The sequence below is a fragment of the Streptomyces callyspongiae genome (assembly GCF_047200695.1).
In the GTDB taxonomy this organism is placed as follows: domain Bacteria; phylum Actinomycetota; class Actinomycetes; order Streptomycetales; family Streptomycetaceae; genus Streptomyces.
Genome location: NZ_JBJZOM010000017.1, coordinates 1 through 18,960 on the forward strand (window position 1 = coordinate 1; position 18,960 = coordinate 18,960).

The following is an 18,960-nucleotide window of genomic DNA, read 5'->3' on the forward strand; positions in this document are numbered from 1 at the left end:
TCGGAGCTGCTCAGTCAAGGCTCGATCCTCGTTGTCTCGTCGCGTCAGACGGCTTCTATAGTGACCGACGAACCTGCTGCCGTATTCCCGCCCCGCCCCACCAGGAACCGACATGCCCGACACGCCGCCCCGCCCTCCCGCGGGCCGCTACGGGTCGTCCTCCCCGACGGCCTCGCGCGCAGCGTCCGACCGCACGCTGCGCCTCATCGGAGCGGTGCTCGGGGTGCTCGTGCTGGCCGGTGTGGCCTGGTTCGGCTACGCCTACGTGGCCGGCACGGAGGTGAGCGGCTCGGTGGTCGCGTTCCGCAAGGTGACGGACGACACCGTCGAGGCGAGGCTGGAGGTCCACAAGGACGCCGAGGTGGCCGGTGTGTGCACAGTGCGTGTGCTGGGTAGCGATGGCGGCGTGGTCGGCAGGAAGGACGTGCGCATCGCAAGCGATGCGGAACGGGCCGATCCGGTCGTGACCGTGCGGACCACGGGTCCGGCCGCGCGACTGCAACTGGTCGGCTGCCAGGCGGCCGGCTGACCGCCCGGGCCGCCCCACCGCGCGGGACCGGACGGACACCGCAGGTTCACCGTCCTTCACTTCCGCACCGGAATTGTTAGGCTCGTAGTTTCCGCCCGCCCGTCACGGCGCAGCCTTACGGGCAGGGCGTTGCTTTATATCCCAGCACCGACGAGGAGCGACCGTGACCCAGACCAGCGACAACGTCACCTGGCTGACCCAGGAGGCGTACAACCAGCTCAAGGCCGAGCTGGAGTACCTGTCGGGTCCTGCACGCACGGAGATCGCCAAGAAGATCGAGGCGGCGCGTGAGGAGGGTGACCTTCGCGAGAACGGCGGGTACCACGCGGCCAAGGAGGAGCAGGGCAAGCAGGAGCTGCGGGTCCGCCAGCTCGAGCAGCTGCTGGAGACCGCGAAGGTCGGCGAGGCCCCCGCGGACACCGGCGTGGTCGCCCCCGGCATGGTGGTGACGATCGCCTTCGACGGCGACGAGGACGACACGCTGACCTTCCTGCTGGCCTCCCGCGAATACGCCAGCGCGGACATCGAGACCTACTCGCCGCAGTCGCCGCTGGGCAACGGCGTGAACGGCAACAAGGTGGGCACCGACGCCGAGTACGAGCTCCCCAACGGGAAGATGGCCTCCGTCCGCATCCTGGAGGCCAAGCCCTACCAGGGCTGAGTGCGCACCGAGGCGCCACGGCCGCCGGGCCGCAGCCTCGCAGGAACGGCCGGGTCGGAACGCCGCTGCGTTCCGACCCGGCCGTTTCGTACGTGCCCCGCCGGATCAGCCGGCGGCCGACTTGTACTTCCGCACGGCCAGCGTGCGGAAGAGAGCGACGATGAGCACGGACCAGATCAGCGAGGCCCACGCCGGGTGCTGCATCGGCCAGGCGTCGGGCACCGGGTAGCCCGGCGGGATGTTGCCGAACAGCTCGCGCGCCGCCTGCACGGTCGCGCTGAACGGGTTCCACTCGGCGATGTGCCGCAGCACGGTCGGCATGTTCTGCGACGGCACGAACGCGTTGGAGACGAAGGTCAGCGGGAAGAGCCAGATCAGCCCTCCCGACGTGGCGGCCTCCGGGGTGCGCACCGACAGCCCGATGAGTGCGCCGATCCAGGTGAAGGCGTAGCCGAGCAGGAGCAGCAGCCCGAAGCCGGCGAGGATGCTCAGCGCGTTCTCGTGGGTGCGCCAACCGACCAGCAGCGCCACCAGTGCCAGCACCACGAGGGTGAGGGCGGTCTGCACGAGGTCGGCGAAGGTGCGCCCGGTGAGGACGGCGCCGCGCGCCATCGGCAGCGAGCGGAAGCGGTCGACGAGCCCCTTGTGCATGTCCTCGGCGATGCCCGCGCCCGCACCCGCCGTCGCGAAGGTGACGGTCTGCGCGAAGATGCCCGCCATCAGGAACTCCCGGTAGGCGTCCGGGTCCAGCCCTGCGCCGGGCACGTTGATGGAGCCGCCGAAGACGTAGGAGAACAGCACCACGAACATGATGGGCTGGATCAGTCCGAAGACGACGACTTCGGGGATCCGCATCATGCGGATGAGGTTGCGCCTGGCGACGATCAGCGAGTCGTTGACGGACTGGCGGAAGCCGCCCGTGGGCACCGGCATGTGCTGCGCCCGGGGGGTCGTGGTCTCGGTGACGCTCACCGGTTCTCCTCCTTCGTGCTTCCGGCGGCGTCCGCGACGGCACCCGCCTCCGGGACGTCTTCCGCCGCGCGGGCGTCCGCGCCGGCGCCGCCGGTGTTCTCGGTCTCCCCGGAGTCCGCGGTGTCACCGGAGTCACCGGAGTCACCGGAGTCACCGGAGTTCTTGCTGTCCTCGGCGGCGTGGCCGGTCAGGGAGATGAAGACGTCGTCCAACGTGGGACGGCGCAGGCCGATGTCGTCGATCTCGACGCCTCGGGAGTCGAGGTCCCTGATGACCTCGGCGAGCAGTTTCGCGCCGCCGGTGACCGGGACGGTGATCCGGCGGGTGTGGGACTCGACCAGGGTCTCGCCCTTGCCGAAGCCGCGCAGCACCGACTCGGCGGTGCCGAGGGTCTCGCGGTCGTGGACGACGACCTCCACCCGCTCGCCGCCCGTCCGTGCCTTGAGCTGGTCCGAAGTGCCGCGGGCGATGACGCGCCCGTGGTCGACGACCGCGATGTCGTGGGCCAGCCGGTCGGCCTCCTCGAGGTACTGGGTGGTGAGGAGCAGCGTGGTGCCGCCCGCCACGAGTTCCTCGATGACCTCCCACAGCTGCTGCCGGTTCCGCGGGTCGAGACCGGTGGTCGGTTCGTCCATGAACATCACGGGCGGGCTGACGACCAGCGCGGCGGCGAGGTCGAGGCGGCGGCGCATGCCGCCGGAGTAGGTCTTGGCGGTGCGGTCGGCGGCGTCGGCGAGGTTGAAGCGCTCCAGGAGCTCGGCCGCGCGGGCCTTCGCGTCCCTTGCGGACATCTGGTAGAGCTGCCCGACCATCCGGAGGTTCTCCCGGCCGGTGAGGTACTCGTCGACCGCGGCGAACTGTCCGGAGAGGCCGATGGAGCGGCGGACCTGCGTGGGCTGTTCGAGGACGTCGAGACCGGCGACGATCGCGCGGCCCCGGTCGGGCCGGAGCAGCGTGGTCAGGACCCGGACGGTGGTGGTCTTGCCGGCACCGTTCGGCCCGAGGAGACCGAGCACGGTCCCCTCGGGAACATCGAGGTCGATGCCGTCCAGAGCCTTGACGTCGCCGAAGGTCTTCACCAGACCTTCGGCGTGGATGGCGCCTGGCATGTGTGGGCTCCCGTTGCGTGGATGGGTGGTGAAAGCGATCGGTTGCGTGCGGGCGTGGGACGTTCCGTCACGCGTCGGCGGTGCGTACTCGGGATCGGCCGGCTCCCGGCCGTGCGGTCAGCTCACGACGGTGTACCCCGCGGACCGCAGTGTGCGGGACAGTTCGATGCAGTGCTCCGGGCCCTTGGTCTCCAGGTGCAGCTCGACCTCCACCTCGTCGAGGCCGAGCCGGGGATCGGTACGTACGTGGCTCACGTCCAGCACGTTAGCGTCAGCCACTGACAGCTCCCCCAGCAGTGCGGCAAGCGCTCCCGGGCGGTCGGACAGCCGGAGGCGGAGCGAGAGGTAGCGGCCGGCTGCCGCCATGCCGTGCCGGAGGGTGCGCTGGAGCACCAGCGGGTCGACGTTGCCGCCGGACAGGACGGCGACGACCGGCCCCTCGAAGCCCTCCGGATCCGACAGCAGCGCCGCCACCGGGGCGGCGCCCGCGGGCTCCACGACCAGCTTGGCCCGTTCCAGGCACAGCAGCAGCCCGCTGGACAGGGCGTCCTCGGTGACGGTGCGGACCTCGTCGACCAGCGCGCGGACGATGCCGAACGGCACCTCGCCGGGCCGGCCGACCTTGATGCCGTCCGCCATGGTGGAGAGCCGCTCCAGCGGGACGGGCCGCCCCGCCGCCAGCGACGGCGGGTACGCCGCCGCCCCCTCCGCCTGCACACCCACGATCCGCACGTCGGGGCGGAGCTGCTTCACGGCAACGGCGAGGCCCGCCGCGAGACCGCCGCCGCCCATGCCGACCACGAGGGTGCGGACCTCGGGGCACTGCTCCAGGATCTCCAGGCCCAGGGTGCCCTGCCCGGCGACGACGGCCGGGTGGTCGAACGGGTGGATGAGGACCCCACCGGTCTCCGCCGCGTACTTCCGCGCGGCCTCCAGCGACGCGTCGACGACCTGCCCCTGCATCACGACCTGCGCCCCGTACTCGCGGGTGGCCGCGACCTTCGGCAGCGGGGCACCGACCGGCATGAACACCGTGGAGCGCACCCCCAGCAGCGCGGCGGCCAGGGCGACGCCCTGCGCGTGGTTCCCGGCGCTGGCCGCCACCACGCCGCGGGCGCGGTCCTCGGGCGGCAGTCCGGCGATGCGCACGTAGGCGCCGCGGACCTTGAAGGAACCGGTGCGCTGCAGGTTCTCGCACTTGAGGTGGACGGGGGTGCCGAGCAGCTCGGAGAGGTGCCTGCTCCCCTCCAGCGCGGTCGTCCGGGCCACACCGGACAGGGTCCGCTGCGCGGCGCGGACGTCGTCGACCGACACCGCCAGGGGGGCGGCGGGGTCCTCGTCCGTGCTGGTGGCCATGCAGTCAGTCTGGCAGCTCGCCGCACCGAGGGGCGCGTGAATTTCCGCACCCCGGCGCCGGCCCGTGGCGCGGCGGCGACGGATGACGGCTGCGGCGGTACCCGCGCGCGCCGGGACGCGTACTGTGGTCCACAGACTCTCCCCGTCGCCCGTACCGTGCCCTCACCGAGAAGCGAGCATCCCGGCCATGCCCACGCACCCGGAACTGACGACCGGATCCCCCGAACCCACCCCCGCCCCGCAGGCGGCACCGGCGCCCCTGGAGGACGCGGTTCCCCGGGGGGAACCCGATTCCGCCCACGAGGCGGCGGTCCTCGACGCCATGCAGCACCAGGTCGCCCTGTTCGCCAGGCGCGCGGAGCAGACCCGGCTGGGAGGTGTGGGCCAGGCCCGCAACTCCATGGACCGGGCCGCCTACCTGCTGCTGCACCGTCTGGACCGGGAAGGCCCGATGGGTGTGAAGGCCCTGGCCGCGGGCATGGGAATCGACTCCTCGACGGTGACCCGGCAGGTGGCGCCGCTGGTCGACTCCGGGCTGGTCAAGCGGACCTCCCATCCGGAGGACGGCCGCGCGGTCGTGCTCCAGCTCTCGGCGCGCGGCTCCGAACGCCTGGAGCAGGTGCGGTCCTCGCGCCGCGAACTGATGGAGCGGCTCACCGAAGGCTGGGGCGAGCAGGAACGCATCACCTTCTGCTCGCTCCTCACACGGTTCAACTCGGCACTCTTCACGGCCGGAACGCCCACGAAGTGACGGGCCGCCGCGGCACCGCCCGAGCGGCGCCGCGCCTCCCTCCCGCCTCTTGCGCCCGGTGCTCCCCCTGGAGTCCCATGGGGAGCACGGGAGGCGAACCACAGTGGCAGTGCTGCACCAGTCGCACCAGGATCGGCTCCGCGACCGGGAGTTCGAGGCGTTCGTCGCGGGAGCGGGCGGGCGGCTGCTGCATGCCGCTTCCCTGCTCACCGCCGAACCGCCCGATGCGGCGCCCGTGGCGGAGGATCTGCTGGTCTCCGCCCTGGCCCGTACGTACGCGGACTGGCGGCGGCTGCGGGACGAGGACCCGTACGACCACGCACGACTGGAACTGGCACTGCTGTTCGCCCACCGCGCCTGGCGGTACCGGCGTCCGCGGGGCGGCCTCCTCGAGCGGCTCCCGCCGCAGGAACGCCTGGTGCTGGTGCTGCGGCTCCACGAAGGCATCGCGGAGGAACAGGTGTCGGCGGCGCTGGGGCTGCCGCTGGACCGGGTGCGGACGCTGTGCGGGCGCGCGGTGGCCACGCTGCGCGAGGTCCCGCACCGGAACGGGACGGTCGCCGGGGGACGGGCGGTGATGTCGTGAACCTGCCCGACCGCCGAGAGGACGAGGTCCGGCGCATGCTGGACGGCGCGCAAGCGACCCTGCCTGCGGATCTTGCCGCCCGGGCGGGCGCGCGCGGGGAGCGGCTGCTGCGCAGGCGGCACCGGCTCCGCGTGGTGCTGTGGACCGTGGCAATCGCCGCCGCCGTGGTCTTCGCGGCCTGGGCCGTCACCGTTCAGCCGTGGCGCGCCCCCGCCACGTCCCCGCCGATCGTCACCTGGTGAGGGCTCTCCCCTCCGCCCGGCGCGGAGCGGGAGAGCCCGTGGCGCGGGTCCGGGTCAGGCGAGTGCCGCGTTGAGGTCCGCGAGCAGGTCGTCGGCCGACTCGATGCCCACGGACAGCCGCACCAGGTCCGCGGGGACCTCCAGTGCGGAACCGGCCGCGGAGGCGTGCGTCATGCGCCCCGGGTGCTCGATGAGCGATTCGACGCCGCCCAGCGACTCCCCGAGCGTGAACAGCTCCGCCCGGTCGCAGACGCGGACGGCGGCCTCCTCGCCGCCACGCACCCGGAAGGAGACCATGCCGCCGAAGCCGCGCATCTGCTTCGCCGCGATCTCGTGGCCGGGGTGGGACGGCAGACCGGGGTAGTAGATCTCGGTCACCGCGGAGTGCCCGCTCAGCAGCTCCACCACGCGCTCGGCGTTGGCGTTGTGCCGGTCCATGCGGACGGGAAGCGTCTTGATGCCGCGCATGACCAGCCAGGAGTCGAACGGCCCGGCGACCCCGCCCATCGAGTTCTGGTGGAACGCGAGATCCTGGCCGAGCTCCTCGTCCGCCACGACGAGTGCGCCGCCGACGACGTCCGAGTGACCGCCCATGTACTTGGTGGTGGAGTGCACCACGACGTCCGCACCGAGCGACAACGGCTGCTGCAGGTAGGGCGAGGCGAAGGTGTTGTCCACGACCAGCCGCGCCCCGGCGGTGTGCGCCACCTCGGCGAGCACCGCGATGTCGCTGATGCCGAGCAGCGGGTTCGACGGCGTCTCGACCCAGATCGCCTTCGTCCGGTCGGTGAGCGCCGCGCGGACGGCGGCGGGGTCGGAGGTGTCGGCCACCGACCACTCCACGCCCCAGCGCTCCACGACCTTGGCGAACAGCCGGAACGTGCCGCCGTAGGCGTCGTTCGGGATCACCACGTGGTCGCCGGGGCGCAGCAGCGTGCGCAGCAGGCAGTCCTCCGCGGCGAGCCCGGAGGCGAAGGCGAGGCCGCGCCGCCCGCCCTCGAGGGCCGCCAGGTTCTCCTCCAGCGCGGTGCGCGTCGGGTTCGCGGAACGGCTGTACTCGTAGCCGCCGCGCATGCCGCCCACGCCGTCCTGCTTGTAGGTCGACACCTGGTAGATGGGCGGCACGACCGCACCGGTGGTCGCGTCCGCCGGCTGCCCGGCGTGAATCGCGAGGGTCTCGAAGCTCTTGGGATTCCGGTCACTCATGGGCCCACGGTAACGGGCCGTACCGTGGAGGCAGACACGGTCGACCGAACCGTTGCCGGTTCCCTTCCTCCGGGAGACACACGTCATGGAAGCCCTGCTCCTGCTGATCGTCATCGCCGCCGTGGCCGGCCTGCTGGTCGTGCCCGCGATGCGCCGCCGACGACTCCTCCGCGGCGCGTCGGGAGGGAACGCGGCGGCGGTCCTGCCCGGGGCGGCGTACGGGTTCGTGCCGGTCGAGGAGCTGGACGTGCGGCTGCCCGGCCCGGACCCGCAGCTGATCGACGCGCTGGAGGAGGCCCGTGCGGAGCAGGAGTGGGAGCAGCTCGCCCGCCTGATCGCTCTGACCGGCGACGAGTGGGAGCTGCGCTGGCAGCGCGTGCAGTCCGCCGCGGGGGCCGCGGCGAAGGAGCTTGCCGACGCCCGTGCGGCCGCGGCCGACGCCGACGCGGACGCCGAGGCCGGCGGCGGGACGGCACCGGAGGGCGGGACCGTCTCCCTCAGCAAGGACGCGGCCACCCGGGCCCGGGTGCCCGACGCGAGCTGGCTGCGCCGCTGGCGCGCCGAGCAGCCCGCCGACGCGGGGGCGGCGGAGGTCTACGCGCAGTTCCTGATCTGGCAGGGGCTGGCCGAGCAGCCGGGGTCGGACAGTCGCCGGATCATCCTGGAGGAGGCGCGTGCGGTCTGCCGCGAGGCGGCGGCGCTGGCACCGGCCGACCCGACGCCGTACGTGTCGGAGCTGCTCGTCGCGCGGGGGCTGGGAGACCGCCGGCCCGACTTCGAGGCACTGTGGTCCGAGGTGACGCGCCGCGCCCCGCACCACATGGGCGCACACCTGGCGGCACTGCAGTACTGGTCGGAGAACGGCTGCGGGTCGAAGGAGCAGGCCGACGCCTTCGCGCAGGGCACCGCGTCCCGGGCGCCGGAGGGCACGCTGCTGCCGGCACTGCCGCTGTTCGCGCTGTACGAGCACCTGCCGGAGGTGCAGGTCGTGCGGAGCCTGTACCGCAGCGCCGAGGTCGAGCAGGCCATCGAGGCCGCGGAGTTCGCCGTGGACCAGGTGGACGACGACCACCCGGTGCGGCCGCACGTGCTGCACCTGCTGGTGTGCCTGCTGGTGCGCGCCGAGCGGTACGAGGAGGCGCTGGAGGCGTTGCTGGTCGTGGACGGCTACGTCGGCGCGCTGCCATGGGCGGCGACCCCCGACCCGGCGGCGAGCTACGCGACGTACCGGGGGCTCGCGGTCGCGGGCTGGGAAGCCGCCTCGCGCGCGGGAACGCGTCAGGCCTGAACCGGGGCGGCGGGGCGAGGGGACCACACCTGTTTCCCGCGGCTCCCGCGAAGGCAGCGGGTCCACACCGTTCTGCGCGACGGGACCTGCTGATCAGCCGGAAGAGCGTCGTCGACGCGCAGACTGTGCAGCCGGACCTCACCCCCGCAGTGTCACCACCCGCTGTCCGAAGTTCACGGGAAGCCTCAGGACGCCGGAGGCGCCGAGGGCGGTCACGGGCGATTCCTCGTTGCTCACGGGACCCCGATATCGACCGTGACAGGGAATGGCACGGTGGCCTTCACGGTGCCGGTGAACACCTCGCCGTCCCGGTAGGCCCTGCTGGCTGGGTCGAGGACGTAGGTGTACACGATCGGAACGCCGGTGGCGGACTGCTCGATGCGCCAGTAGAAGGGGATGCCGGCTTTGGCGTATTGGTCCACCTTCACGATCCGGTCGGTGGTCTCCGACCCCGGGGACACGACCTCGACGACCAGGAGCACGTGCTCGGGACGGGTCGGCGTGAGGTCGATGGTCTCCGCCCGGTACACCGTGACGTCCGGGCGGCGGTTGGTGAGCGGCACGTCCTGCAAGCGGACATCGAAATCCGTGTCGGCGTTCCAGTCCGGGCCCGCGGCGTCGTCCAGAGCATTGGCGAGGAGCCGGGCCAGCCGGTTGTGCCGCTTGGAGGCGCTCGGGCTCACGACGACCATCCCGTCCACGATCTCGATGCCGACGCACTGCTCCTCGGTCCAGGAGTCGTACTGTTCCGCGCTGATCGGCGTATGCATCCACGCGGGCGCCACCATCCCGGCGGTCATGAAGTACCTCCTTCGAGGATTCGGTGCTGCTCGACTCAGCGTACTGCCGGCTTCCAGCCCGGCACCGGCTTCGGGCCGAGGTCGAACCGGCGGGGCCGTCCCGGCGTGAGAGGCTGGGTCCCATGAACCGGCTGGCTGACGTGACCTCGCCTTATCTGCTTCAGCACGTTGACAATCCGGTCGACTGGTGGCCGTGGGGACCGGAGGCGTTCGCGGAAGCGGAACGGCGCGACGTGCCCGTTCTGCTGTCGGTCGGCTACTCCGCGTGCCACTGGTGCCACGTGATGGCGCACGAAAGCTTCGAGGACGAGGAGACGGCCCGGTTCCTCAACGAGCACTTCGTGTCCGTGAAGGTCGACCGCGAGGAGCGGCCCGACATCGACGCCGTGTACATGGAGGCGGTGCAGGCAGCGACCGGGCAGGGCGGGTGGCCCATGACGGTCTTCATGACGCCGCGGGCCGAGCCGTTCTACTTCGGCACCTACTTCCCGCCCGCGCCGCGACACGGCATGCCGTCGTTCCTGCAGGTGCTGGAGGGCGTCGTGACGGCCTGGGCCGACCGGCGCGGTGAAGTCGCGGAGGTCGCCGAGCGGATCACCGGTGATCTCGCAGGGCGGCGGCTCGCCTACGAGGGGCCGCAGCCTCCCGGTGAGGAGGAGCTCGGGCAGGCGCTCCTGGGGCTCACCCGTGACTTCGACGCCCAGCACGGCGGGTTCGGGGACGCGCCGAAGTTCCCGCCCTCGATGGCGCTGGAGTTCCTGCTGCGGCACCACGCACGGACCGGCGCGGACGGCGCGCTGGAGATGGTCGCGGCCACCTGCGAGGGGATGGCACGCGGTGGCCTCTACGACCAGCTCGGCGGGGGGTTCGCGCGCTACTCGGTGGACGGGGGCTGGGTCGTGCCGCACTTCGAGAAGATGCTGTACGACAACGCGCTGCTGTGCCGCGTGTACGCGCACCTGTGGCGTTCCACCGGCTCCGCCCTCGCACGCCGGGTGGCGCTGGAGACCGCGGACTTCCTGCTGCGTGAACTCCGCACGGAGCAGGGCGGTTTCGCTTCCGCTCTCGATGCGGACAGCGACGACGGCAGCGGCCGGCACCGCGAGGGCGCCTTCTACGTGTGGACGCCCCGGCAGCTCGCCGAGGTGCTGGGCGAGCGGGACGGAGCATTCGCCGCGGCGCGTTTCGCCGTGACGGACGACGGCACCTTCGAGGAGGGCGCGTCCGTTCTGCAACTCCCGGCGCAGGAGGACCCGCGGGAGGACGAGGAAGCGGACCGGACCGAGGCCCGGGCGGAGGCGGAGCGCCTGGAGTCGGTGCGCCGGCGGCTGTTCGCCGCGCGCGCGTCGCGGCCGCGCCCGGAGCGGGACGAGAAGGTGGTGGCCGCGTGGAACGGTCTCGCGATCGCGGCACTCGCGGAGACCGGCGCGTACTTCCAGCGCCCGGATCTGGTGGAGGCCGCCCGTGCGGCGGCGGACCTGCTGCTGGCGGTGCACTTCGACGACCGCGGCCGGCTGGTGCGGACCTCGCGCGACGGGGTGCCCGGAACCAGCGACGGCGTGCTGGAGGACTATGCCGACGTCGCCGAGGGCCTGTTGACGCTCTACGCGGTGACCGGGGAGACGGCGTGGCTGGAGATCACCCGCACGCTGCTGGACGCGGTGCTGCGCCATTTCACCGCGGAGGACGGCTCGTTGTACGACACCGCGGACGATGCGGAGCAGTTGATCCGTCGTCCGCAGGACCCCGCGGACAACGCGGCACCGTCGGGCTGGACGGCGGCCGCCCAGGCGCTGCTGTCCTTCGCGGCCTACACCGGCGAGGGCCGCTACCGGGAGGCGGCGGAGCGGGCGCTGGGCATCGTCCGTGCGCTGGCGCCCCGCGCCCCGCGGTTCGTCGGCTGGGGACTGGCCGCCGCGGAAGCCGCGCTGGACGGCCCCCGGGAAGTCGCCGTGGTGGGTGACGCCGAGGACCCGGCGACCGGTGGTCTGCACCGTACGGCGCTGCTGGGGACGGCGCCGGGGGCGGTCGTGGCACTGGGCGCCCCCGGCGCGGCGGATGCGGCGCCGCTGTTGCGGGACCGTCCCGCGCCGGACGGCCGGGCCACCGCGTACGTGTGCCGCGGTTTCGTCTGCGAGGCGCCCACCTCGGACGCGGAGGCGCTCGCCGAGGCCCTGCGCGCGGGTTGAGGACCACCCGCAGCGCCGCGGCCGGAGGGGCCTGTCGTCCCTCCGGCCGCGGCGGCACCGGGCGGGTCAGCCCACCGGCTCGGCGGCGGCCTGCTCCTGCTGCGCCGGGTACAGGGACGCCTCTTCCATGGCGGCGTCGTTCATCGAACCGCCGTCGTGCATGCCCCACTCCCAGCGGCAGTGCGGCACGTGCGAGCGGACGCGGACGGTGTCGGAGTTCACCCAGCCGGGCTGCATGGCGAGCTTGTACCAGGTGTCGCCGTACTTGCGCACCTTGCACTTGAGGTAGATGTGCCGGTGCGCCTGGATCCAGCTGATGACCGGGGAGCGGTGGCTCGGCCGCTTGTGGACCTTGGTCTTCTCGGTCGTCCAGCCGTGGTGCACCTTTCCGCCGCCGTCCGGCATCGAGGGGGCAGCGAGGGCCGGGCCGGCGGCGCCCATGGCGGCGACGGCACCGCCCGCGGCGCAGAGGGCGACCTTGCTCATGGTCGTGTGAAGCATGTGCGGTCTCCAGGGGGAAGGGGACGGGACTCCGGGGACGGAAGTCCGTGGAACAACCCACGGCAGTGACCTTGCGTATTCATTCGATCACGTGCCGCGTTCCTCACGCTAAGGAGGGCACCCGGGTCCCGCAACTCGTCGCCCGGCCCACCGGAACCCGAGAACCCCGATCACCGGAATCCGCGCGCCGGAGCCCGCCGCCGCGAGGCATGACGTGCCCGTCGGCGGTCACCCGGAGGGTGCGGGCGGCACGGCTGCCGGCGCTGCGCCGTCCGCGACGGACGACGCACCGGAGAGGACGTGGCGAACATGAAGGTCGGATTTCTCGTGGCCCCGGCGGGCGTGGAGCAGCTGGAACTCACCGACCCGTGGCGGGCGGTCGAGGACGCGGACGGCACGCCGGAACTGGTGTCCACGGCGCCGGGACACATCCAGGCCTTCCACCACCTCGACAAGGGCGAGAGGTTCCCGGTCGACCGCACCGTCGAGGAGGTGTCGGCGGCGGACTACGACGGCCTGGTGCTTCCAGGCGGGGTGGCCAATCCGGACGCGCTGCGCACGGACGCGGACGCCGTGTCGTTCGTGAAGGGCTTCTTCACCTCGGGGAAGCCGGTGGCGGCGATCTGCCACGCCCCCTGGCTGCTGATCGAGGCGGACGCGGTCCGGGGGCGGACCCTCACGTCGTACCCGAGCCTGCGGACCGACCTGCGCAACGCGGGAGCCTCCTGGGTCGACGAGGAGGTCAGGGTGTGCACGAACGGCCCCAACGCGCTGGTGACGAGTCGCCGTCCGGCCGATCTGAAGCCCTTCGAGGGGGCGTTCCTCCTCGAGTTCGCGCGGGCGGCGGAGGCGAACGTGGCACGCTGAGCGCACGGCCCCGGCCCCGCGGACACGCGCACCGCCCCGGAACGCAGCGGCGTTCCGGGGCGGTGTATGCCGGGAGCGGTCAGGAGGTGGCGGAGCCGGCCTTCCAGTCGTCCCAGGAGAGGTTCCAGCCGTTGAGGCCGTTGGCCGGGTCGATCTGCTTGTCGGGAGACCCCTTGACCACGACGACGTCGCCGACGAGGGAGTTCTGGAAGAACCAGGCGGCGTTCTGCGCCGGGTCGCCCGCTCCCTTGACGTCGTTCAGGCCGATGCATCCGTGGCTGGTGTTGGCCGAGCCGAAGATGTTGTCGCCGGCCCAGTAGTTGCCGTGGATGAAGGTGCCGGACGTGGACAGCCGCATGGCGTGGGGCACGTCCTTGATGTCGTACTCGCCCTTGCCGTCGTCGTCCTTGAACCCGACGGTGGCGCCGTTCATCCGGGTCTCCTTGAACTTCTCGGAGATCACCATCTCACCGTTCCAGGTGGGATTGTCGGCGCTGCCGGCGGAGATCGGGAACGTCTTGATCGTCTTGCCGTCCCGCACGACGGTCATCTGCTTGGTCTTCACGTTGACCGTGCTGACCTGGGAGCGGCCGACGTTGAACGTGACCGTCTTGTCCTGGACGCCGGTCACGCCGTCGGAGGCTTCGACGCCATCGAGGCCGAGGTCGAGGGTGACCTGGGAGCCGGCCTTCCAGTAGTCCTCCGGCCGGAAGTCGAGGCGGGTCTCGCTGAACCAGTGGCCCACGACCTCCTGACCGCTGGAACTGCTGACGTCGATCGCGGACTCGACCTCGGCCTTGTTCTCGATGGCCTTGTCGAAGTTGATGCTCACCGGCATGCCGACGCCGACGGTGGTGCCGTGGTCGGGGTTGAAGTAGCCGATGAAGCTGTTGTCCGGGGAGACGGTGGTGAACGAGGCGGCCTCGTGCGCCTCGCGCCCGTCCGCGTCCTCGGCGACAGCACGGATCTCGTACCGCGTGGCACGCTCCAACTGCCCGTCCGGGGTCCAGGACTTGCCGTCGTCCGCAAGGGTTCCGGCGACCTCGCTCCCGGACTGGGACGCGGTCATGGTCACCTCGGTGAGCTCACCGTCGCTGACGGTGACCTTCCCGGCCTCGTTGATGCTGGCGTCGTCGGTGCCGTTCTTCGGAGAGATGGATATTCGTGCGTCGGACACATCCTCCGCGGCCGCCTGGTCGACCTTGCTCTGCGAGTCGGCCTTGCCGCCGCCCGCTTCCGCGTCGTCGCCACCGCTTCCACAGGCGGTCAGCGCCAGCACACCGCTCAGCAGCGCGGCGGCCGCCGCCATGCTCCTGCGGTGCTTCCCCACCGTCATCACTCGATCTCCATCTGCTCGCTGAGTCCTGGGACTTCCCGGCCTCGCGGTTTCCGGCCCTGCCGGGCAAACCGGACAAGGCACCTTCCAGCTCTACGGATCCAGACGCATCCTGTCTGTGATTCGTTCCACCCGGAACGCGAAATGTGGGGCACGCCACGTCAACGCGCCTCTGCGCCTCGGGACCCGCAGCCCACGAGTCGGCGGCCGCGACGCCGCAGCGCCGGGGACGTGGTGAGGCACCTGCCCGAACCCCGCACCCTCACACATCGAGCGGACCGGGACCGGACCGGCGTACAACCCGAACACGCCTTCCACGAACCGGAGATGATCACTAGAGTAGCCGTCCTCACCGCACGCACCGCACGCGCCGGAGGCATCCCGGCGGAGCTCCGAGGGGGGCCGGCACACCCGTGGCATCCGACCAGTCGACACGCCGCCGGTCGCTGGCGACGGCGGCCGCCGCTGCCGGCGTACTGTTCGGCCTCGGATTCGTGCCCTCCGCTCAGGCGTCGCCGGACGACGTGCGCGCCCCGCAGGCAGCGGCCCGGCGCGTTTCGGCGGTGTCCACGGAGACCCTCCGGTCGGCCGACCCCGGCGTGATCGCCGGACCGAGGCTGAGCCGGAACCCCGCCTTCGACAGGGCGCCGTACACGCTGGGAGCACTCGGCCTGGTGGGCGCCGGAGGTCTGCTCGCCGGGCTGTCCCGGCGGCCCCGCCGGTAGTCCTTTCCCGCCTCGGTCGGTCCCCCGTCTCAGGCGAGCGGGCCGGTGACCGACTCGGCCGCGGCGACCAGTCCGCCGTCGCGCACGAAGCGCACCGCCGCCTCGATGTCGGGCGCCAGGTAGCGGTCCTCCCCCGGTCCCCCGACACCGGCCGCACGCGCGGCCGCGATCACGGCACTTGCCGCCGGGGCCGGCCGGAGGCCGTCCGCCTGCCGGATCTCGACGGCCCGCGCGGCGGCACACAGCTCGATGGCCACGACACGGGTCAGGTTGTCGACCGCGGTCCGCAGTTTGCGCGCCGCGGACCAGCCCATGGAGACGTGGTCCTCCTGCATCGCGGAGGACGGGATGGAGTCGGCGGACGCAGGGACGGCGAGCCGCTTGAGCTCGGAGACCAGGGCGGCCTGCGTGTACTGGGCGATCATCAGCCCCGAATCGACCCCGGCGTCGTGCGCCAGGAACGGCGGCAGCCCGTGCGAGCGGTTCTTGTCCAGGAGGCGGTCCGTGCGCCGCTCCGCGATGGAGGCCAGGTCGGCCGCGGCGACTGCCAGGAAGTCCAGCACGTAGGCGACCGGTGCGCCGTGGAAGTTGCCGTTGGACTCGACGCGGCCGTCGGGGAGGACGACCGGGTTGTCGACGGTCGCGGCCAGCTCGCGGTCCGCCACCGTACGCGCGTGGGCGAGCGTGTCGCGTCCCGCGCCGGCGACCTGCGGGGCGCAGCGCACCGAGTAGGCGTCCTGCACGCGGGGCGCCTCGTCCTGGTGGTGGCCGGTGAGCCCGGAGTCGTGCAGCACCTTGAGCATGTTGGCCGCCGAGGCGGCCTGCCCCGGGTGCGGGCGGATGGCGTGCAGCTCGGGGGCGAGCACCCGGTCCGTACCGAGCAGCGCCTCCAGCGAGAGCGCAGCGGCGATGTCGGCGGAGGTGTGCAGCCGCGCCAGGTCGGCGCAGGCCATGACGAGCATTCCGAGCATGCCGTCGGTGCCGTTGAGGAGGGCCAGCCCCTCCTTCTCCCGCAGCTCCACCGGTGCGATGCCGTGCTCGGCCAGCAGCTCGGACGCCGGGCGCACGGCACCGTCCGGGCCCTCGGCGTCGCCCTCGCCCATGAGCGTCAGGGCGCAGTGGGAGAGCGGCGCGAGATCACCGGAACAGCCGAGCGAGCCGTATTCGTGGACGACGGGGGTGATGCCGGCGTTCAGCACGGCCGCCATCGTGCGGACCACCTCGGGGCGCACCCCGGTGCGGCCGGAGGCGACGGTCTTGAGCCGCAGGAACATCAGGGCGCGGACGACCTCGCGCTCGACGTGCGGCCCGGTACCGGCGGCGTGCGAGCGGACGATGTTCCGCTGGAGCTGCGCCCGCAGGTCGGGGTTGATGTGGCGGACGGCGAGCGCGCCGAAGCCGGTGGAGACGCCGTACACCGGATCCGGCTTGGCCGCGAGCTCGTCGATGTGGCCGCGCGCGGCAGCGACCGCCTGCAGGGCGTCCGGGGAGAGTTCGACGCGGGCTCCGTCCCGGGCCACGGCGACGACGTCCTCGGCGCGGACTCCGGACGTCTCGACGACGACGGTGTGCATACTCATATTCATTCACCCTAGAGGCTGAATCGATGCCTGTCACGGTCGCCGCCGCCCAGGCCTTCCCGGTCGAGTCCGGCCGGGGCGCGCTCGGGACCTCCCGAGCAGGAACGATTCATCAACCGGCGCCGCGGAACCGGCGCCGGTCGCCGCCGGGCCGCTCCGGCGCATCCGCCATCCGCACCACCGGATCCCGGGGGCCGCCGTCCCGCCCGGCGACCACCGGCTTGGTGGCCCGCGCCGCCTTCGCCCGGTACTGCGCCGCATCGGCGAGCCGGAACAGCCGCCGCTGCGAGCGCACCTCCCCGATCGGATCGCCCGTCGAGGCGATCCCGACGGACACCCCTTCCCCCAGTTCCAGCTCCCCGGCCCGCCGGCACAGCTCCTCCGCCGCCCGCACCACCTCGTCCGCGGGCGGCCCCGCGGCCAGCAGGCAGAACTCGTCGCCGCCGAGCCGCGCCACCAGCGCTCCCGGCAGCATCGCACCGCAGTAGCTCAGCACCGACCCGAAACGGGACAGCAGCCGGTCGCCGGCCTCGTGCCCGTGCACGTCGTTGACCCGCTTGAGCCCGTTCACGTCGCACACGGCCAGGCTGACCACGACCCCCTCCGTACGGTGCTGCTCCAGCGCCTCGTCCAGCCGGGCGTCCACCGCCCGCCGGTTCGCCAGGCCGGTCAGCGGATCGGTGAACGCGAGGCGCCGCACCTCCTCCAGCCGCTCGTTCTGGGCGATCCCGGCCGCGATGATCGCCGCCAGCACCGTCGCGAACTCCGCCTCCGTACGTCCGAACGTGCGATCGCCGGCGCGCCGGGCCACATAGAGCTCCCCCCAGGCCCTCCCGTGCAGCACGAGCGGAGCGACGACGCACGCGCTGCGGCCGCGCCTGCGCAGACCGTCCGCCCGTCCACGCCCTCCGGCCGCCGCGCCGCGGGGCCCGCCGTAGGGGCCGGTGCCGGTGCGCCGGCCGTCCGCGGTCTCGATCCAGGCGTGGGCCTCGCCGCCCCCCGCCCACCGTTCGTGCAGCGGTTCGGTGATCTCCGGGAAGTCGTGCACCGGGTAGCGCTCGTCGAGCGGGAACTCCTCCTCGCCCTCGACCAGCTCCCCCACGTTCACCAGGACGCGCAGCTGCCCGCGCTCCCGCTCCCACTGCGACACCGCCGCGAAGGAGCCGCCCAGAGCGGCCCGAGCGCCCGCCGCGGCCGCGTGCGCCACCTCGAGCCGGGTGTGTGCGGCGGCCATGGCCTGCGCCAGCTCGACGACCGCCCGCAGCCGCACGTCTTCTCCCATGGGTCAAGCCTAGAAGTTTTCGCACGAAGCAGGGCAGAAGACGCCTTCCGGGCCTTCATCCGCGGTGCGGACGGCGCAACGGGAGAACGACCGGGCGTGTCGGCCCGCCCGGAGGCGGGGCCGGCACACCCGGCGGGTCGGTCACTCCCCCGGCCACTCGGGCGTGCGCTTCGCGTTGAAGGCGGCCACGCCCTCCGCGCGGTCACCCGAGAAGGCGACGGTCCGCCAGGCGGCGTCCTCGATCTCCAGTCCGGCCCGCAGGTCCTGGCCCCATCCGGTGCGCAGCGCCCGTTTGGCCGCCCGCAGGCCGACCGGCGAGTTGGCGGCCATCCGTCCGGCCAGCTCCAGCGCCTCCTCACGATCGGCACCCTCGGCGGCGAGCCGGTCCACGAGCCCCAGCTCCCGTGCTTCGGCGGCCTCCACGCGACGGGCGGTGAAGATCAGCTCCGCGGCCCGCGCAGCACCGACCCGCCGCGGCAGCAGCTGGGTGCCGCCGCCACCGGGGATGACGCCCACCGACACCTCCGGCAGTCCCACCACGGCCGTGGGGTCGGCCACGATGACGTCGCAGGACAGCGCGAGCTCGAAACCGCCGCCGAGGGCGAAGCCGTGCACCGCGGCGACGGTGGGCTGGGGCAGCTCCAGCACGCCGGTGTACGCCGCTCGCGCGTGGGGACGCTGCCGGCCCAGTTCGGCATCGGTGAAGGAGTTCCGCTCCTTCAGATCGGCGCCCACGCAGAACGCCCGCTCGTGCGTCGACCCCAGCACCACGGCACGGGCTCCCGGATCCTCCGCGAGCGCGGCGCACGCGTCGGCGATGCACCGCGCCATCGCGGTGGACACGGCGTTCATCGCTTTGGGGCGGTCCAGCACCAGTTCGGCGACATGGGTCGCCTCGTCGACACGAACCTCGACGAACTCGCCGTACCTCGCTGTGCGGATCATCCCCGGCCTCCCTGTTCACGCGCGTTCTCGTCCGC

19 protein-coding genes are annotated in these 18,960 nt (G+C 72.7%); 9 read left to right on the forward strand and 10 right to left on the reverse strand.

Annotated elements, in window-relative coordinates:
• Positions 1–112 precede the first annotated feature (112 nt).
• A complete protein-coding gene (locus ACL06G_RS16895; protein WP_412836253.1) occupies positions 113–529 on the forward strand; it encodes a DUF4307 domain-containing protein in 417 nt (138 codons plus the stop codon).
• Between the two features lie 163 nt (positions 530–692).
• Positions 693–1,190, forward strand: coding sequence for a transcription elongation factor GreA (greA, locus tag ACL06G_RS16900; RefSeq protein ID WP_412787289.1), 498 nt, complete (start codon positions 693–695; stop codon positions 1,188–1,190).
• Positions 1,191–1,295: 105 nt separating this feature from the next.
• Here the strand turns inward: greA and ACL06G_RS16905 are convergent, their stop codons facing one another.
• The 3 genes from ACL06G_RS16905 to ilvA form a co-directional block, all read right to left on the reverse strand.
• Positions 1,296–2,123: an ABC transporter permease gene (locus ACL06G_RS16905; RefSeq protein WP_412787372.1), complete on the reverse strand. Its 828-nt coding sequence runs from the start codon at positions 2,121–2,123 to the stop codon at positions 1,296–1,298.
• 35 nt (positions 2,124–2,158) lie between these two features.
• Positions 2,159–3,271 (reverse strand): ATP-binding cassette domain-containing protein, encoded by a 1,113-nt coding sequence (locus tag ACL06G_RS16910; RefSeq protein ID WP_412836254.1) that lies wholly within the window; start codon positions 3,269–3,271, stop codon positions 2,159–2,161.
• A gap of 117 nt (positions 3,272–3,388) precedes the next feature.
• Complete coding sequence (gene ilvA, locus ACL06G_RS16915; protein WP_412787291.1) at positions 3,389–4,627, reverse strand: threonine ammonia-lyase; 1,239 nt, start codon at positions 4,625–4,627, stop codon at positions 3,389–3,391.
• Between the two features lie 322 nt (positions 4,628–4,949).
• Between ilvA and ACL06G_RS16920 the strand changes: the two genes are divergently transcribed.
• The 3 genes from ACL06G_RS16920 to ACL06G_RS16930 all read left to right on the forward strand — a co-directional run bounded on the left by ACL06G_RS16920 (position 4,950) and on the right by ACL06G_RS16930 (position 6,206).
• Entirely contained in the window at positions 4,950–5,378 is a 429-nt protein-coding gene (locus ACL06G_RS16920) for a MarR family winged helix-turn-helix transcriptional regulator (RefSeq protein ID WP_412787373.1), read from the forward strand.
• 103 nt (positions 5,379–5,481) lie between these two features.
• The gene (locus ACL06G_RS16925) at positions 5,482–5,964 is read left to right on the forward strand and encodes a sigma factor-like helix-turn-helix DNA-binding protein (RefSeq protein WP_412836255.1); all 483 of its coding nucleotides are present in this window, start codon (positions 5,482–5,484) and stop codon (positions 5,962–5,964) included.
• The gene (locus ACL06G_RS16930) at positions 5,961–6,206 is read left to right on the forward strand and encodes a hypothetical protein (RefSeq protein WP_412787293.1); all 246 of its coding nucleotides are present in this window, start codon (positions 5,961–5,963) and stop codon (positions 6,204–6,206) included. Before ACL06G_RS16925 ends, ACL06G_RS16930 begins: the two co-directional genes overlap by 4 nt.
• Before the next feature lie 54 nt (positions 6,207–6,260).
• Here ACL06G_RS16930 and ACL06G_RS16935 read toward each other — a convergent pair whose 3' ends face one another.
• On the reverse strand, positions 6,261–7,412 hold the full coding sequence (locus ACL06G_RS16935) for a cystathionine gamma-synthase (RefSeq protein WP_412787294.1): 1,152 nt from the start codon (positions 7,410–7,412) through the stop codon (positions 6,261–6,263).
• Positions 7,413–7,497: 85 nt separating this feature from the next.
• Here ACL06G_RS16935 and ACL06G_RS16940 point away from each other — a divergent pair, with 85 nt between their 5' ends.
• The gene (locus tag ACL06G_RS16940) at positions 7,498–8,700 is read left to right on the forward strand and encodes a hypothetical protein (protein ID WP_412836256.1); all 1,203 of its coding nucleotides are present in this window, start codon (positions 7,498–7,500) and stop codon (positions 8,698–8,700) included.
• Positions 8,701–8,933: 233 nt separating this feature from the next.
• Here the strand turns inward: ACL06G_RS16940 and ACL06G_RS16945 are convergent, their stop codons facing one another.
• Positions 8,934–9,500 (reverse strand): Uma2 family endonuclease, encoded by a 567-nt coding sequence (locus ACL06G_RS16945; RefSeq protein WP_412787296.1) that lies wholly within the window; start codon positions 9,498–9,500, stop codon positions 8,934–8,936.
• Positions 9,501–9,622: 122 nt separating this feature from the next.
• On the opposite strand from ACL06G_RS16945, the gene ACL06G_RS16950 reads away from it, so the two are divergent.
• Entirely contained in the window at positions 9,623–11,689 is a 2,067-nt protein-coding gene (locus ACL06G_RS16950; RefSeq protein WP_412836257.1) for a thioredoxin domain-containing protein, read from the forward strand.
• A gap of 66 nt (positions 11,690–11,755) precedes the next feature.
• Here the strand turns inward: ACL06G_RS16950 and ACL06G_RS16955 are convergent, their stop codons facing one another.
• On the reverse strand, positions 11,756–12,190 hold the full coding sequence (locus ACL06G_RS16955; protein ID WP_412787298.1) for a hypothetical protein: 435 nt from the start codon (positions 12,188–12,190) through the stop codon (positions 11,756–11,758).
• Positions 12,191–12,499: 309 nt separating this feature from the next.
• Between ACL06G_RS16955 and ACL06G_RS16960 the strand changes: the two genes are divergently transcribed.
• The gene (locus ACL06G_RS16960; protein WP_412787374.1) at positions 12,500–13,057 is read left to right on the forward strand and encodes a type 1 glutamine amidotransferase domain-containing protein; all 558 of its coding nucleotides are present in this window, start codon (positions 12,500–12,502) and stop codon (positions 13,055–13,057) included.
• 79 nt (positions 13,058–13,136) lie between these two features.
• Here ACL06G_RS16960 and ACL06G_RS16965 read toward each other — a convergent pair whose 3' ends face one another.
• A complete protein-coding gene (locus ACL06G_RS16965) occupies positions 13,137–14,393 on the reverse strand; it encodes a L,D-transpeptidase (RefSeq protein WP_412787299.1) in 1,257 nt (418 codons plus the stop codon).
• Between the two features lie 413 nt (positions 14,394–14,806).
• On the opposite strand from ACL06G_RS16965, the gene ACL06G_RS16970 reads away from it, so the two are divergent.
• Positions 14,807–15,118 carry a hypothetical protein gene (locus ACL06G_RS16970; protein ID WP_412787300.1) on the forward strand — a complete coding sequence of 104 codons (312 nt, stop codon included), beginning with the start codon at positions 14,807–14,809 and terminating at the stop codon, positions 15,116–15,118.
• A 29-nt stretch (positions 15,119–15,147) separates the two neighbouring features.
• Here the strand turns inward: ACL06G_RS16970 and hutH are convergent, their stop codons facing one another.
• From hutH to ACL06G_RS16985, 3 genes are all read right to left on the reverse strand, one after another.
• A complete protein-coding gene (gene hutH / locus ACL06G_RS16975; protein ID WP_412836282.1) occupies positions 15,148–16,692 on the reverse strand; it encodes a histidine ammonia-lyase in 1,545 nt (514 codons plus the stop codon).
• A gap of 118 nt (positions 16,693–16,810) precedes the next feature.
• Positions 16,811–17,980: a GGDEF domain-containing protein gene (locus ACL06G_RS16980; protein WP_412787301.1), complete on the reverse strand. Its 1,170-nt coding sequence runs from the start codon at positions 17,978–17,980 to the stop codon at positions 16,811–16,813.
• A 141-nt stretch (positions 17,981–18,121) separates the two neighbouring features.
• Positions 18,122–18,925 carry an enoyl-CoA hydratase/isomerase family protein gene (locus tag ACL06G_RS16985; RefSeq protein ID WP_412836258.1) on the reverse strand — a complete coding sequence of 268 codons (804 nt, stop codon included), beginning with the start codon at positions 18,923–18,925 and terminating at the stop codon, positions 18,122–18,124.
• Positions 18,926–18,960 lie beyond the last annotated feature (35 nt).